A 15489-nucleotide genomic window follows, 5' to 3' on the forward strand; every position below is an offset into this window, starting at 1 on the left:
CTGCTTCGCAACCGAAGTGCCGATGCTCCGGGCCCGCCACGGCGCTCTGGACATGCGGCGCGACCCTCGATGCGCCTGCGTACCTCTGCTTCATCGGCCAACCGGCAGGACACGAGCGCGCTCGAGCCGGTGCCGTTCTTCGAGGTCGCCGCACCGCACGCGGTCCGCGACGACGAACACCGGAACTTTGCTAATTTGCCTGGACGGGAAGGGAGTATCCGGTGACCGATCGAGATCAGCGGCGCATCGAGCGCGAGGAACGCGCGGTGGTCGAGCGTTTGCTTCGCCAAGGTGCGGACCCGGGCGCCGTCACGTCCTACGGTCCGCACCCGGACCAGGTGCTCGAGGCCTTCGGCGACGCCGGGCCGACGGTGGTCTTCATCCACGGCGGCTACTTCCGGCCCGCCACCGACCGGACCCATGCCCGGCCCCTCGCCCGCGCGCTGGCCCGCGAAGGGGTGCGGGTCGTGCTGCTCGAATACCGGCGGATACCGGGTGCGCCCCAGGCGACGATCGACGACCTGGACCTGTTCGAAAAGCAGCTGACCGAGCCGGTCCTCTGGGCCGGCCACTCCGCAGGCGGGATGCTGGCACTGACCAGGGCGCACCACCGGCAGGCCGCGGTCATCGCCCTCGCGCCGGTGGCCGACCTCGCCCGCGCCTCCCGGTTGGGCCTCGGCGCCGGCGCGGTGACCGCGTGGATGGGCGGAACTCCCGAGCAGCACCCGAGCCGATACGCGGACCTGGACCCGCAGCTCCAGTTGCCGCCCGATCGACCCGATGTCCTCCTGGTGCACGGCGCCGACGACCAGACGGTCCCGGTCGCCCTCAGCCAGGACAGCCCAGCCGAGGCGCTGGTGCTACCGCACGCCCATCACTTCGACCTGATCGATCCCGAGTCCGAGAAATGGCCTCGGATGCTGGAATTGGTGCGCTCGGCGGCTCGGCGACTGCATGCGCCGGGCTGAGTTCCGGTCGATCCCCACGGCCGGGCGAGACGGTGGTCACTGCCGGTTCGCCGGCCCGTAGCCCGCGTGAAATACGGTGTGCTGGGAACGTACGCACGCGACGCAGGGAGACACATGCCGAATCGGTCACCAGCGAATTCGTTGACCAGTGCCGAGGCCCTGGACCAGCTGGAGAAGCTGTACGAGCAGTCCGTCGCCGCCTTGCGCGACGCGATCCGGGCCTTCGTCGAGAACGGATCGGTGCCCGACGAGGCCACCCGCGCGGCGGGCCTGTTCGTTTATCCCGAACTCCGGATCAGCTGGAACGGCGCCGCCCCGTCGAAGGATCGCTCCCGCTCGTGGGGCCGGTTCACCCGGCCGGGCAGCTACGCCACCACCATCACCCGCCCGGACCTGCTGCGCCACTATCTGGCCGAACAGCTGGAGATGATCGAGCGCGACTACGAGGTGCGCATCGAGGTGTCGCCGTCGCGCCAGGAGATCCCGTTCCCCTATGTGATCGATCGCGCCGACCTCGCCCTGGACAGCTCGATGGCCGCGGTGATGGCCAGGTACTTCCCGACCACCGACCTGGCCAGCATCGGCGACGAAACCGCCGACGGCATCTTCAACGCCATCGACACCTTCCCGCTCAGCCATTTCGACGCGCTGCGCACCGATTTCTCGCTGGCCCGATTGCAGCATTACACCGGCACGCCGGTCGATCATTTCCAGCCGTTCGTGCTGTTCACCAACTACACCCGCTATGTCGACGAATTCGTGCGCTGGGCGTGCGAGCGGATCGCCGACCCGGACAGCCCCTACGACGGCCTCTCCTGTCCGGGCGGAGCCCTGATCACCGCCGAAACCATCGGTGCGGCAACCACTTCCGATCTCGCGTGGAAGAAGCATCAGATGCCGGCCTGGCACCTGACCTCCGCCGATCGGCGCGGCATCACCCTGGTGAACATCGGCGTCGGCCCGTCGAACGCGAAGACCATCTGCGACCACCTGGCCGTGCTGCGCCCGCACGCCTGGCTGATGATCGGTCACTGCGGCGGCCTGCGGGAGAGCCAGGCGATCGGCGACTACGTGCTCGCCCACGCCTACCTGCGCGACGACCACGTGCTGGATTCGGTACTGCCGCCGGACATTCCGATTCCCAGCATCGCCGAGGTGCAGCGCGCGCTCTACGACGCCACCAAGATCGTCAGCGGAATGCCGGGCGAGGCGGTCAAGCAGCGGCTGCGCACCGGCACCGTGGTCACCACCGATGACCGGAACTGGGAACTGCGCTATTCCGCGTCGGCGTTGCGGTTCAATCTGAGCCGCGCGGTGGCCATCGATATGGAGAGCGCCACCATCGCGGCGCAGGGGTATCGCTTCCGGGTGCCCTACGGCACTTTGCTGTGCGTCTCGGATAAGCCATTGCACGGCGAGATCAAACTGCCGGGCCAGGCGAATCGCTTCTACGAGGGCGCGATTTCCGAGCATCTGCAGATCGGTATCCGAGCCGTGGAGTTGCTTCGCGCCGAAGGGGATCGGCTGCACTCGCGCAAGCTGCGCACGTTCAACGAGCCGCCGTTCCGGTAGCGGCGGGGTCCGGGATCCGGCCGCGTGGGGTGCGCCGCGCGGCAGGATGCACACCGGCTCCGCGCGCGGCTTGGTCCGCTGCCCAGGTCGGCGGCGGTGGGTCGCTCGTGATCGGATGTGATCGGTACGTGATCTGCTCGTGATCGCCTGTGTCGCTGTTAATCAGCTCTCAACTCGATTTTAGAATTCGGCGCCCAGGTCGTGGGTTCGCCCGCCGAGTCCTAACCTCGAAGCAGCGCCTGTGCCTTTGGCGGACAGGCGATCCGGCACGTGATCGACCACTGGCGAAAGAAGCGTCTAATGGGTAAGCACAGCGCACCTAGTAAAAGTCAGATTCCGGCCCGATTGGCAATTCTGTCGACGGCCACATTGATCGGCCTCGGCGTCTCCGCGCACAGCGGCGCGGGCCAGGCCGTCGCGGAAACGACGACCACCAGCACCGCGGCGGGCGACCAGGTCGCACCGGCGCCGGCCAAGGCGAAGCGGGTACTGGCCGCGAACGGGCAGGGCCACCACAGCCGAAACGCGGTGCAGCCCAAGAAGAAGAAGCCCGGCGCCAAGCCGAAGGCCAAGCCGGCCGCGGACAAGCCCGCCGACCCGTTCGAGCTGCTGAACAGCGGCAGTGCCGCGCTCGGCGGATTGGCGAAGAGCCTGAACACCGGCAGCGCCGCGATCACCCCGCTGGCCAAGGCGTTCAGCACCGGCAGCACGGCGGTCTCCGGCAGCGCCGCGACCGGCAGCAAGGCCGCGGGCGGACTCGCGCCGCTGCTCGGATTGCTCACCGGCAGCGCCTGATTCGAGCGATTCGAGGCCGCCGACCAGCAACCAGAAGGCATGTCATGGGTAAGCACAGTGCACCGCGAAAAGTTTCGCCGGCAACAATGCGCACATTGTCCACCGCTTTCGGAGTATCCGCGCTCGCTGTCACTTTTGCTGGAACTCCCACGGCCGCGGCGGGTCCCGATTCTCCCGCCGATGAGGTGATCAGCCTCACCAACGCCGCGCGCACCAAAGCGGGCTGCTCCGCGTTGAAGTCCGACGAGCATCTCACCCAGGCCGCGCAGGCCCACACCAAAGATATGGCCGCGACCGGCAACCTGGACCACAACTCGTCGAAGGGCGACCCGGGCGACCGGATCAGCGCGGCGGGCTACAAGGCCCAGACCTGGGCCGAGAACATCGCCCAGGGTCAGACCAGTGCGTCCGAGGTGGTCGACGCGTGGATGAACAGCGAAGGCCACCGCGCGAACATCCTGAACTGCGGGCTGAAGGACATCGGCGTCGGCTATGCCAAGGCCGGTGACGGAACCCCCTACTGGACCCAGGATTTCGGCGCGACCAGCGGCTCCGACAAGGATAAGGACAAAGACAAAGACAAGGGCAAGGAGAAGGACAAAGACAAGCCGTCCGGGGGAGACAAGGACAAGCCCTCTGGTGGTGACAAGGACAAGCCCGGTGGCGACAAGCCCTCGGGTGGCGACAAGGACAAGCCCGGTGGCGACAAGCCCTCGGGCGGTGACAAGGACAAGCCCGGCGGCGACAAGCCTTCCGGCGGTGACAAGGACAAGCCCGGTGGCGACAAGCCTTCGGATGGCGACGACTCGGCCGAGGATCCGTCGGGGGACGGTTCCGACGAATCCTCCGATGGCGCAGGCGATCCGGCGGAGGACACGGCGGGCGACGATGCGGACGAATCCTCGGCAGGCGAGGATGATTCGTCCGAGGACCCCGGGGATGAGGGTGCCGGCGATTCCGCGGAAGACGGAGGCGATGCGCCCGAGGAATCGTCGGGTGACGAGTCGTCCGACGGGGATTGGTCCGACGGCGGGGATTGGTCCGAGGACGCGGGCGACGGTGCGGACGAATCTGCCGACGACACCGGCGGTTCGCTCGAGGACTCCTGGAGCGACCTCTTCTCCGACGAGGCCGGCGATTCATCCGCCTACGGTGACGCGGGCGACGCGTCCGCCGACGCCTTCGATTGGTTCAACGCGCCCTCCGATGACGGCCTAGGCGCGCTCACCGGCGGCGGTGACGACTTCGGCGGCCTCGGCGACCTGCTGGGCGGACTCGGCGGTGCCGGCGATGCGTTGGGCGGGCTCGGCGAAGCCGGAGATGCCCTGGGTGGACTCGGGGGCCTGGGCGAAGGCCTCGGCGCCCTGGCCGGCGGGCTGTGAACGCTGGCGGTAGCGATCGCCGAACAAGGTTGACTCCCACCTTGTTCGGCGATCATCTACGTCGTAGACGTCGAGCCGGTCAGCCGAGTTCGGCCAGCTGCGCAACCGCAGGCGCCATCTCGTCGATCCACGCGGCCGGTGTCCCGGTGGTCGGCGTGATGATCACCGTGTGCACGCCGAGCTTGGCGTAATCGGCCATCGTCCGGACGAATTCGTCGCGGGTCTCCGGGCTCGGCCGGGGATTGTTGGCCATGATGGTCACCCGGATGTCGGCGTAATTCCGCCCGACGTCGTCGCAATGCCTGCGCAGCACATCCAGCTTGTGCTCGACCTCCGCGGGCGAGCTGCCGAACAGGTTGCACGCGTCGCCGTACTGCGCGACCAGGCGCAGCGTCTTGCGCTCGCCGCTGCCGCCGATGAGGATCTTCGGCCGGTTGATCGGTTGCGGCGAGCAGAGCGTCTCGGCGAGCTGATAGTGCTTGCCCTCGAACGGCCCGTTGTTCGCCGGATCCCACATCTGCCCGCAGATCCGCAACGCCTCTTCCAGCCGCTCGAACCGCTCCGCGATCGGCGGGTACGGCACGCCGAGTCCGAGGTGTTCGCGCTCGAACCACGCGGCGCCGATGCCGAGCGTGGCCCGCCCGCCGGAGAGCACGTCGAGCGTGGTGACGATCTTGGCGAGCAGGCCGGGGTGCCGGTAGGTCACGCCGGTGACGAGCAGGCCGAGTTCGATGGTCGAGGTGTGCGCGGCCAGGAAGCCGAGCGTGGTGTAGCCCTCGAGCATGTTCGCCTCGGCGGGCAGCCCGGTCGGCTCGATCTGAAAGTAGTGGTCCATGAACGACAGCCAGGTCGCGCCGGCCGCCTCGGCCGCGGCGCCCACCCTGGCCAGTTCACCCGCGATAGCGGTGGTACCACCGGCGATGTCGAAAATCGGAACGTGAAAACCGAGCTCCATCGAGCTTCCCCTTATGTGTCGGTAACCCAGATTCGTTCACGCTACGACCTGGAGTGCACTCCAAGTCAAGTATCTTCGCCGCCGCACGTCTGCGACGCTCGAGCTCGCGGCGAATGTACGTTCGTAGCAGTTCCTAATCCCTGGGAGCCGGTCGACGAGGAGGTAGGTGCGATGCACTGGGACCAGATGACCGCCACACCGGACGAACTACGCGAGCGCGCGAACCGGGTTCGGCGCGCGGCCGGCCAGCTAGGCGTGCTCGAGTCGATCATCAGCGCGGCCGACGGCCCGTGGCTCGGCGCGATGGATGCCGACGGGCGTGGCGCGGCGGAGTTGAAGATGCACCTGGCCGGGCGCTACCGGATCACCGCCATCGTGACGACGGCGGGCAAGCTCAGCCACGTGCAGCTGAACGCGCCGGTCGCCGGGCCTGCGGGCGAGCGGGTGCTCTCGCCGAAGACCGCGACCCGGCGCGGCTGGGACGCCGACGAGGAGATGCCCAAGCAGCCGGAGTGGCTGGACTACGTCGTGGAGTGGGTGCGCAACGCGAGCGAGGATGTGGATCGCCGCGGCGTCATCGAATGGCGCCTCAGCGGCGCCGACCAGAAACTGGCCGCGATGAACGACACCATCGACAGCATGCGCGCCAGCCTGCTGGAACGCGAACAGCTGCGCGACGAACTCGCCAGCGAGGTGATACAGCTGCGCACTGAACTCGAATCCCTCGACCAGGCAAAGTGACTCGCCGCACCCGGGGTGCGGCGAGTCGCGGCGGGCCGAAAGCTATTGGGACAGTTGCTTGATCAGCCGGTAGAGGAATTCGCGGCTGGCATCGAGACCCGCGATCGGCGCGCGTTCGTTCACGCCGTGAATGCGGCCCGCGTCGGCGGACACCATGAACAATCCGCTCACCCCGTACATCGGAATCCCTTTGCTGCGCGCGTATTTGCTGTCCGTGGCGCCGGTGGACATGAACGAGCTCACCGCGGCGGTGGGGAACAGCTCCTTGGTCAGCGCGGTGACCGCCGCCATGACATCGCCGTTGGTCGGCGAGATCCCGCCGGCCGGATCGAGCTTGCGGGTGACGGTCAGCTTGCTGTCGGCGAGCGCGGCCTTGAACTGCTTGTCGATGTCGTCGGGGTTGTCCTGCGGGAGGATTCGGCAGTTCACCGTCGCCGTCGCCGTTTGCGGTAGCGCGTTCTCGGCCTCGCCGGCTTTGAGCATGGTGCTCACACAGGTGGTCCGGAGCTGGGCGTTGTACTCGGGTGTCGCCGAAAGCCGTTCCAGCGCTTCCTGGCTCGGGTTGCCCGCCGCCACCGCCCGCATGTCATCGGCCTCCTGGCCGGTGCGCGTCGCGGCCAGCGCGGCGAAGTTGTCCCTGGCCGGATCGCTGAGTGAGGTCGGGAAGCGGTACGCGGCAAGCCGATTGAGCGCGGCCGTGAGGGTATAGATGGCATTGTCCGGCGTCGGCACCGAGCTGTGCCCGCCGCTCGCCTTGGCCTCCACCTGGTAGGTGGTGTAGGTCTTCTCGGCCACCTGCACGCCCTGCAGCGAGGGCTTCCCGTCGACCAGCAGCGCCCTGCCGCCCTCGTTGAGGCCGTACTCGGCGCTCATCAGGTCGGCTTTGTTGTCCATCAACCATTTCGCCCCGTTGTCCGGCCCGGCCTCCTCGTCGGCGGTCAGGGCGAGCACGATGTCGCGGTTCGGCTTGAATCCCTCGCGCTTCAATTGGATCAGGCCGGAAACCAGCGCGGACACCATGGCCTTGTCATCGATCGAACCACGGGCGGCATAGAAGCCGTCGGTTTCGGTCAGCTTGTACGGGTCGGTGTTCCACCCGTCCTCGCGTTTGGCCTCGACCACATCGAGATGGCCCAAGAGCAGCAACGGTTTACGCTGCCCGGACCCGGTGAACCGGAGCACCAGATCGCCCTTGCGCTGCACCGGCTCGAAGATCTGGATATCGGCTTCGGCGAACCCCGCGTCGAGCAGGCGCTGCCTGACCGCGTTCGCGGCGACCGTGGTGCTGCCGGTCGAATGCGAGGTATCGGTTTCCACCAATTGCTTGTAGATATCGTGGAAAAGTTTCGTATTGTCCTCGGCCTGCGCGCTCGACGAGCTCGGCGGCGGACTCGAATCGTTCTTCGAGCCCGCTGAGTCGCAGGCGGTTGCGGTAAGCGCCGCGATAAGTCCCCATGCGGCCATCGAAATGAGCGAGTTGCGGCGACTGATTTTAGACACGCGGATAATTTTACCTGGAAGCGACGAAATATATCGGCGGCTCGAATTGGCCGACCGGCTGGCGGAATTGGCGCTATCGCCGTGCCCGGCCTGCGCCCCGCAGCCAGCGAGCCGTCGGCTTGGACATGGCGAATACCACAGTCAGCAAGAGCAATCCGACTCCCGCGGCCATCGTCCACCCGGTGGTGCCGACCGGACTGTCGTAGCCGAACCGGACCGGTGCCAGGCTCGCCAGGTAGCCCGCGCACCCCAGGATCACCAGTGCGCGACCCAGGCGCTTGCGGGCCAGCAGCAGGACCGCACCGCAGAGGAGCGCCACCACCGCACCGCCGCCGGCGACACCGGAGGCGGCGTAGGGGGCCAGGCCCGGGTCGCCCTCGGCGAGGAAAGCGCGGATGACGTGTTCCCTGGGCGAAACCACCGCGTAGGCGACCAGGCAACCGAGCAGAACGGCGAGTACGCAGGCGCCGAGCGCGTCGCGGAAACCGCTCGACGGCGCCGGCTCGCTGACGGGGGTGGGCGCCGGTGTCGGCTGGGGCGTGCGTGTCGGCTGAGCGACCGGAGTCGGCGCCGGTGTCGCCGACCGGCCTTGGGCCGTGCGATTGACCGCGGTCGGGGCGATCCGGCCCGGCGCTGTGGTCGACGGTGCGGGTGGACGACCGTGCAGCGACGCCCAGGCGGCCGTGGTGAACTCGCGGCAGCTGTCGAATCGTTCGTCCGGCCGCTTCGCCATCGCCCGGGCGATGACCTCGTCCAGCGCCTGCGGTGCGTCGGGGCGAACGGAACTGAGCCGCGGCACCGGTTTGCTGATGTGCCCGGCGACGACCTGTCCCGGGTTGGTCGCCGCGAACGGCGGATGCCCCGCCAGCAGCGTGAACAGCGTGCAGGCCAGCGAGTACTGATCCGAACGGTGATCGACCCGCTCGCCGGAGAGCTGCTCCGGCGAGGCATAGGCGAGCGTGGCGTTGAACGTCCCGCTCGAGGTCAGCTGGGTATTCGAGTCGAGCAGCCGGGCGATCCCGAAATCGGTCAGCACCGCTCGCTCCGCGCGACCGGTGTCCGGCGAGGACAACAGAATGTTCGCCGGTTTGATATCGCGGTGCAGCACGCCACGGCTGTGCGCGTGATCGAGCGCGGCCCCGGTCTCGGTGACGATGCGCAACGCGCGATCGACCGGCACGTCCCGCGGATTCAACCGGGAGGCGTCGGTGCCGTGGATGTACTGCATGGCGATCCACAGGTGCCCGTCCTGGGTGCCGCGGTCGTGGATGCCGACGATGCCCGGATGATCCAGCCGGGCAACGACATTGGCCTCCTGCTCGAACCGCCGCCGCAACTCCGGATCCGCGGAGACCTCGCGGTTCAGCAGCTTGAGCGCGACTCGGCGCGGCAACCGCGGATGCTGCGCCGAATACACGGTGCCCATCCCGCCGCGACCGAGCACGCCCTCGATGAGGTAGTCCGCGAACGACTCGTTCACTCCGAGCTGCACCACGTCTACCCCTACTCCCTCCGAGCTGACAATCCGAGAGGAGTTAACCACCCTCACCCATAACCCGCACCCTCCCAATCTGCCACCTCGGCCCGGGACCGGGAAATCCTCACCGCAGAACCACCGACTGACCCTGTGCCGCGTCGACCGGATCGGTTTTGACGTGCACGATGCCGCCGCGATCGTTCGGATCGAACCACCAGCCGTTGGGCGCGCGGTCGAAATCCGCCCGATCGGCCCGCTGGGTCAACGGACCCGCGGCGGTCTGCACCAGCTTCGGCGCCGCGGCGGTGTGCACCGCGATTTCGTAGCGGCGCGCGGCCGGTTTGCCCGGATACGATCCCGAACTGGCGCCGATGCTCACCTCGATCGCACCGGCCTCCGGCGAGCGCACGGCGAATTTCTGCGACGCCTGTTCGCCGCGCTGATAGCCCCGGGTCACCCCGTCGTCCTCGACCAGGGTGAAGTTGCCCGCGGCCTGCGGGTAGACATCCAGATCGAGCACGCTCTGATCGCGGGTCCGCCAGGACTGGGTGCCCTCGGCCCACATCGGCACCACCGCGCCCGCCCGCACGAACAGCGGCAGCGTGTCCAGCGGCGCGTGGTAGCCGTTCACCGTGGTCGGACCGGTCCAGGTGCGGCCGCTCCAGTAGTCGATCCAGGTGCCTTCGGGCAGGTAGATGCCGTCCCGCGTTTCGGCGTCGGTGTAGACCGGTGCGACGAGAAAGTCCTTCCCGGACAGGAATTCGTAACGGGCCTGCTCGCCCCAGGTCGCCTTGTCGTGCGGGTACTCCAGGGCGAGTGGCCGGACCTGGCCGACCCCGGTGCGATTCGCCTCGACCGCGTGCGAATAGGTGTACGGCAGCAGTCTCTCCTTGAGCTGCAGGTACTTTCGGTTGATCGAGGTGTAGGGCTCGCCGTAGCGCCACGGCTGCTTGTCGTTGGGCGCCCAGCCGTCCATCGACATGATGGTGGGCAGGAACGCCTTCCACTGCAGGTCGCGGGTGTAGGTCCGGGGACTGCCGCCGAAGATGCCGTCGACGTCACCGGTGTTGTAGGCGATGCCGGACATGGTCGAGCCCGCGTAGGTGGGAATCTGCCAGCGGATGTAGTCGTAGGTGCCGGATTGGTCCCCGCTCCACAGCACCGCACATCGTTGCGCCCCGGCCCAGCTCACCGGCGTCCAGACGAAACCCCGTGCGTCGCTGTTGTCTTCGATGCCGCGGTGCGCGCTGTCGCAGGCGTCCAGGGCGAATTGATAGCCGGGACCCACCCACGCCACGTCCAGCTTGCGCACGCGCACACCGGCTTTGACCTCCTCGGCCTGATTCGGCAGCCCGTTCTCGGTCCACAAGCCGAGCTGCATGTTGTGCTCGCGCAGCCCCTCGCCGACCTGCGGCAGATTCTCATAACCGCAGCCGTAGCCGTCGTTCACCAGCATCCAGCCGTTGGGCATCTGATTGCGCACGTACCCGTCGGCGATGCCCACCGCGTCGAGGGTGTGCCGCTCACCGCGGTTGGCATTGTGCAGGTAGCAATCGGAGTCGCCCATCTCCAGGCCGTAGATCGGCGGCAGGAACGGCCTGCCGACCAGCGCGGTGTAGGCGGAGATCACCCCCTTGGGGCCGTCGCCGACGACGTAGATCGCGTCGAAGCGGCGTTCCTCGTGGGTGGTGCGGGCCGGATCGGTGAAGGCGTAATTGCCCGGCGCGAAGGTGTTGCGCAGCACCCCGTATCCGTTGCTGGACAGGTAGAACGGCTGGGAGTTCGGCGCGCCGCCGTCGTTCCAGTTGTCGTCGGCGAAGATCTTGATCGTCTGATCGCGGTGGCTGAACCGGCCGTTCTGCTCGCCGCCGCCGAAGAACTGCTCGTCCTTGCCCCGGCCGAGGCTCTGCGTGGTGGCGTTCTTGGTCCAGGACAGCGGCGCCGACTCGGCCCAGATCTGCCGCCGGTTGGTGCCGTCGTACAGGGCGAAGCGCAGGGGAGACTTGTAGGCGCGCAGGGTGAGATCGGTGCTGGTGATCGCCCAGTAGTCGCCCTTGTCCGTCTTCTTCGTCCTGGCCGGTGGGACCTTGGTCGGCAGGACGATCTTGTCGCGGGCCGGATCGGTGAACTTGCCGTCCGGTGCCAGCTGCACCCGCACCGCACCGGCGGTGGGGAAGGTGACCCGGACCGCGGCCGAGCCGGAGTACATGGTGGTCGTCGTGCCGTCGTCGACGATGCGACCGAGATTGCCGAGCCGGCCGTTGTCCGCGTCGGCCCAGGCGTCGGGCGTGGCCACCAGGCTGCCGGCTACCACCAGCAGACCTAGCGTGATATGCGTGATTCTGCGCATTCAGAAACCCTTTCACGCGTGAACGAGCATGGATGATCTAGAACCAAGTAGAACCGCACCTGGCCCGCCATCTCGACTGGCGCGCAACTGGGGACCGGTCCACCTGCGGCGGCGGCCCGGAATCTGTTGTGCGAGAACCTGACTCGCTACTCGAACAGCACGCAGGTGGCCGCGGGCGCGGCCAGCACCGCCGACGGTGCGGCGGGCCGCCCGGTGACCGGATCGAGGTCGAGCAGGGCCACCGAATTCGACTTCTGATTGGCCGCGTACAGGCGCCTGCCGTCGGGGCTCAGGGTCAGATGGCGGGGGAACTTTCCGCCGCAGGGTGTGCTGCCCATCGGCATCAGCATCGCGCCGACCACCGCGAAGGTCGCGACATTGTCGTGGCCCCGGTTGGCGAGGTAGAGGAATCGGCCGTCTTTCGCGACCACCGGCGCGGACGGGTAGTTCCGGTCGCCGCCGGCGTTCAGGTCCGCGGGCAGCGACTGCCCGGCCCGTAGTTCCCCGCGGTCGGCCCGCCAATCCAGCACGGTCACCGTGGAATTCAGCTCGTTGGCCAGAAAGGCGGTACGACCGTCGGGATGGAAGGTCAGGTGTCGTGGTCCGCTGCCCGGCGCCAGCGCGACCCGCGCGTGCTGGTTCAGCTTGCCGCCGGCCAGTCGATAGACGTAGATCGAGTCGACGCCCAGGTCCACCGCCAGCACCCAGCGGCCGGACGGATCGATCGAGACCTGATGGGCGTGCGGTCCGGTCTGCCGGTCCGGATCCGGTCCGCGGCCGGTGTGCTCGGCCACGTCGAGCACCGCGCCGAGGCGTCCGTCCTTGCCCACGGCGAGCACGCTGACGCTGCCGGAGGTGTAGTTCGCGGTCAGCACGTACCGCCCGTCCGGGGTGACGCACAGGTGGGTGGGCGCATCGCCCTGTACCGCAACAGTATTCAATACGGTTGGCTGTTGCCCCCGGAGCTCGAGCGCGGTGGCCGTACCCGGGCCGGACCCTTCGTTCACCGCGTACAGGTAGCGCCGATCGGGAGACAATGCCAGGAACGACGGATCGGCCACCTGCACGGTGCTTTTCACGGTGAGCCTGCCGTCACCGGGGTCGACCGCGGCGACACCGATGCCGAAACCGCCTGCGCCACCGGAGGTATAGGAACCGAGGAATGCGCGAGTTCCGATCGCCGGGTCCGCGACCGCGGGCCGCACCGCCGCGGCCGTGACCGCGATGCCCATCGCGCCACCCAGTACTCCGAGGAATCCTCGCCGTCCGAGCTCACCATTGCGCACCGATTTCTCCTTCCGTCCCGCGGCAGATCTCTCCGCGTGCGGGTCAGAATGTCGCACGCATCTGAGAATTTCCTTGGGCGCAGATCCCCAGTGGGACTGGGGAGATCAGAAAACCTGCCGGTCTGCCACCGGCATTCGCCTCGAATGGGCAACCGCGGCACAACTTCCCCAGTTGAGTGTCTGGACGCGACGTGGATCCCAGTGGAATCTGGTTGCTGCCAACACCCAATGATCCAAGCACCTGCGCTCAGGTGCTGCTCGGTTCAATACCGTTACCAGACAGGCGGTTTGAGACATGTCGACCTTCCTCAGCGTTATGGATACCGTTCACTACATCGCCGCGAGCTCCGGGTCCAGTGACGCCGGCTCCAGTGACGCCGGCGATTCCCTCAGCGGCGGCGGATCGTCGACCGGATCGCTCGGTACCGGATTGGATTTGGCCAAGGTGGCCTTGAAACTGCTCAGCTTGCTGGTCGGTCATTTGTCCTGACCCGGAACCCGATATTCAGCGCGGCGCATTCGGCTGCCGCGCTGAATACGCATGCGCATCGTATCGGCACTTCGCGCGCAGTGAGGTTCAGATGTCAGTCACGCATTCGTCCAATCGCTACGTGGTGGCGACGATGGTGGCGCTCGGGATGGCCGTCGCCTCCGCAACCGTCGCCGCCCCGGCCGTCGTACACGCGGCGCCCGCCGACTGCGCGGAGACCTTCAACCTGTTCATTCCCGGCACCTGGGAGACCAACGAGAAGGCCGATCCCGCGCAGCCGATCGGCATGCTCCGGCCGATCGCCGAGGCCATCCAGCGCCAGCACGGCCCGAGTTCCGATATCTACTTCACGCCGTATATGGCCCGCGCCTTCGACAACGGCTACACCTATGCCGACAGCAAGAACACCGCGCTGGTCAACGCGCGCAAGGCGCTGCGTGACTACGACAACCGTTGTCCCGGAGCGAAATTCACCATTGCCGGCTACAGCCAGGGCGCGGACGCCGCGGGTGACGTCGCCGCCGAGATCGGCAACGACCGCGGTCCGGTGCCCGCCGAGCGGGTGATCGCGGTCGGACTGATCGCCGACCCGGCCGCGGGCACCAAGGGCGAGACCGCCGTCGGCCCGCACACCGTGGGTTCCGGGATCGCCGATCCGCGCCCGCTCGGCATGGGCAAGCTCACCGGGCGGGTCAGCTCGATCTGCGATCCAGGGGACCTGTACTGCTCGATCAAGAAGGGCGACAACCCATTACTCGGGAAACTCGGCTCGCTGCTGAGCAAGGTGCTCAGCAACTCCACCCTGGCCAAGACCCTGACCGCGAACGCCGCCAAGGCCGACCTCCCTGGTCTGGCCGGCGCCGTCGACGAGCTGTCCGGGAGCCTCAGCGCGCCGGGCGGGATCAACCTCACCCACCTCCGCGACACCGCCGCGAAGCTGGAGGGCAGCCTCAAAGTGCTTGCCGGACTCCAAGATTCCACCACCGCCGCCCGGCTCGCCGATGCCCCCGCCGGGTCGGCCGAGCACAGTGCGGGACAGGTGCTGATCAAGGCGGGCGAGTCCGACCTGACCGGCGCGACCACTGCGGTCAGCACGATCACCGACACCGCGACCGGCCTGTTGAACCGGGGTGTGCGCACCCTCCAGGTGAATTCGCCCGACGCGGCCACGCTGACCGTCAAGGTCGAGGCCATGGTCGATCAGATCGCGCCGCTGGCCGATCTGCCCGCGGCCATCCTTGGCTCGGCCACGAAGATCCTCGCGATGCTGAAGCCCACCATGCTGGTCGATCAGACCCTCGATGTGGTCGCCAATGTCACCGCGCTCGACTTCGGCGCGATCATGGCCAACCTCGCGCTCTTGCCGCAGAAGGTCGCGGCGATGGACGCCCAGGGCGCCCATCAGGTCGCCGGCGCGCTGAACAATCAGTTCAAACCGCTGGTCGACCTGGTCGCGAGCGCGGATCTGAAATCGGTCGCGCAGGTGCTCTCCGCCGTCCCGAACGCACAGGGTTACGTGCAGATCGCCGCGTCCATGACCGCGATCCTGTCGAACGTCGATGTCATCCGGATGGCCACCCTGGTCGGCCAGATCCAGGAAATAGCCTGGTCGGTGGTGGAGAAGCTGGTCCCGCCACCCGGCCAGGCGCCGGACCCGGCCGGCGCGGCCGCCGTGCTGTCCGGCCTGCTGCCGGTCGGCCTCGAGCTGGCCACCGTCGCCGGCGGCCTGCTCACCAGCAACAACAGCCAGCACCTCGACCTCGACGAGCTGAGCGACGCCCTCGCCAAAACCGCGCCGCCCAAGGTGGGCATCAATCTGCTCGCGCTCATTCGCGACGGCCTCAGCGCCGCAACGTTTTTCTCCTCCAACGCGCACATCAACTACGGTGCCCTCATTGTGGACGATTCCGGTCGCAACGCCATCCAGTGGCTCGGCGACTGGATGAACGGCCAAATCGGGCAGGCCCATTGAG

Annotated in this window: 12 protein-coding genes; 7 read left to right on the forward strand and 5 right to left on the reverse strand. The window is 67.8% G+C overall.

Annotated features, from left to right (window positions below; genetic code table 11):
• Positions 1 to 221: 221 nt before the first annotated feature.
• From ACFQ9K_RS03575 to ACFQ9K_RS03590, 4 genes are all read left to right on the forward strand, one after another.
• Entirely contained in the window at positions 222 to 968 is a 747-nt protein-coding gene (locus tag ACFQ9K_RS03575) for an alpha/beta hydrolase family protein (protein ID WP_378718440.1), read from the forward strand.
• Between the two features lie 114 nt (positions 969 to 1082).
• Complete coding sequence (locus tag ACFQ9K_RS03580) at positions 1083 to 2540, forward strand: AMP nucleosidase (RefSeq protein ID WP_378718439.1); 1458 nt, start codon at positions 1083 to 1085, stop codon at positions 2538 to 2540.
• Positions 2541 to 2885: 345 nt separating this feature from the next.
• Positions 2886 to 3335, forward strand: coding sequence for a hypothetical protein (locus ACFQ9K_RS03585; RefSeq protein WP_378718438.1), 450 nt, complete (start codon positions 2886 to 2888; stop codon positions 3333 to 3335).
• 86 nt (positions 3336 to 3421) lie between these two features.
• A complete protein-coding gene (locus tag ACFQ9K_RS03590) occupies positions 3422 to 4717 on the forward strand; it encodes a CAP domain-containing protein (protein WP_378982757.1) in 1296 nt (431 codons plus the stop codon).
• Positions 4718 to 4796: 79 nt separating this feature from the next.
• Here the strand turns inward: ACFQ9K_RS03590 and ACFQ9K_RS03595 are convergent, their stop codons facing one another.
• Positions 4797 to 5672 (reverse strand): LLM class F420-dependent oxidoreductase, encoded by an 876-nt coding sequence (locus tag ACFQ9K_RS03595; protein ID WP_378718436.1) that lies wholly within the window; start codon positions 5670 to 5672, stop codon positions 4797 to 4799.
• Between the two features lie 186 nt (positions 5673 to 5858).
• On the opposite strand from ACFQ9K_RS03595, the gene ACFQ9K_RS03600 reads away from it, so the two are divergent.
• The gene (locus ACFQ9K_RS03600; protein WP_378982760.1) at positions 5859 to 6413 is read left to right on the forward strand and encodes a hypothetical protein; all 555 of its coding nucleotides are present in this window, start codon (positions 5859 to 5861) and stop codon (positions 6411 to 6413) included.
• Between the two features lie 42 nt (positions 6414 to 6455).
• On the opposite strand, the gene ACFQ9K_RS03605 is transcribed toward ACFQ9K_RS03600, so the two are convergent.
• The 4 genes from ACFQ9K_RS03605 to ACFQ9K_RS03620 all read right to left on the reverse strand — a co-directional run bounded on the left by ACFQ9K_RS03605 (position 6456) and on the right by ACFQ9K_RS03620 (position 13026).
• Positions 6456 to 7913 carry a M20/M25/M40 family metallo-hydrolase gene (locus tag ACFQ9K_RS03605; protein WP_378720319.1) on the reverse strand — a complete coding sequence of 486 codons (1458 nt, stop codon included), beginning with the start codon at positions 7911 to 7913 and terminating at the stop codon, positions 6456 to 6458.
• Positions 7914 to 7986: 73 nt separating this feature from the next.
• A complete protein-coding gene (locus tag ACFQ9K_RS03610) occupies positions 7987 to 9408 on the reverse strand; it encodes a serine/threonine-protein kinase (RefSeq protein WP_378720318.1) in 1422 nt (473 codons plus the stop codon).
• A gap of 106 nt (positions 9409 to 9514) precedes the next feature.
• The gene (locus ACFQ9K_RS03615; RefSeq protein ID WP_378720317.1) at positions 9515 to 11740 is read right to left on the reverse strand and encodes a TIM-barrel domain-containing protein; all 2226 of its coding nucleotides are present in this window, start codon (positions 11738 to 11740) and stop codon (positions 9515 to 9517) included.
• Positions 11741 to 11886: 146 nt separating this feature from the next.
• Positions 11887 to 13026, reverse strand: a complete 1140-nt coding sequence (locus ACFQ9K_RS03620; RefSeq protein WP_378720316.1) for a lactonase family protein — start codon at positions 13024 to 13026, stop codon at positions 11887 to 11889.
• A 295-nt stretch (positions 13027 to 13321) separates the two neighbouring features.
• On the opposite strand from ACFQ9K_RS03620, the gene ACFQ9K_RS03625 reads away from it, so the two are divergent.
• Both ACFQ9K_RS03625 and ACFQ9K_RS03630 read left to right on the forward strand, forming a co-directional pair.
• Entirely contained in the window at positions 13322 to 13516 is a 195-nt protein-coding gene (locus ACFQ9K_RS03625; RefSeq protein WP_378720315.1) for a hypothetical protein, read from the forward strand.
• A 91-nt stretch (positions 13517 to 13607) separates the two neighbouring features.
• Positions 13608 to 15488, forward strand: coding sequence for a cutinase family protein (locus tag ACFQ9K_RS03630; protein ID WP_378720314.1), 1881 nt, complete (start codon positions 13608 to 13610; stop codon positions 15486 to 15488).
• Position 15489 lies beyond the last annotated feature (1 nt).

It is taken from the genome of Nocardia sp. NPDC056564, from assembly GCF_042793755.1.
Classification (GTDB): Bacteria; Actinomycetota; Actinomycetes; order Mycobacteriales; family Mycobacteriaceae; genus Nocardia.

Excerpts from the sequence above, each read along its gene's own strand:
- ACFQ9K_RS03580 (WP_378718439.1), top strand. The coding sequence starts at position 1,083 with ATGCCGAATCGGTCACCAGCGAATTCGTTGACCAGTGCCGAGGCCCTG.
- ACFQ9K_RS03630 (WP_378720314.1), top strand. The coding sequence starts at position 13,608 with ATGTCAGTCACGCATTCGTCCAATCGCTACGTGGTGGCGACGATGGTG.
- ACFQ9K_RS03590 (WP_378982757.1), top strand. The coding sequence starts at position 3,422 with ATGCGCACATTGTCCACCGCTTTCGGAGTATCCGCGCTCGCTGTCACT.
- ACFQ9K_RS03625 (WP_378720315.1), top strand. The coding sequence starts at position 13,322 with ATGTCGACCTTCCTCAGCGTTATGGATACCGTTCACTACATCGCCGCG.
- ACFQ9K_RS03600 (WP_378982760.1), top strand. The coding sequence starts at position 5,859 with ATGACCGCCACACCGGACGAACTACGCGAGCGCGCGAACCGGGTTCGG.
- ACFQ9K_RS03595 (WP_378718436.1), bottom strand. The coding sequence starts at position 5,672 with ATGGAGCTCGGTTTTCACGTTCCGATTTTCGACATCGCCGGTGGTACC.
- ACFQ9K_RS03615 (WP_378720317.1), bottom strand. The coding sequence starts at position 11,740 with ATGCGCAGAATCACGCATATCACGCTAGGTCTGCTGGTGGTAGCCGGC.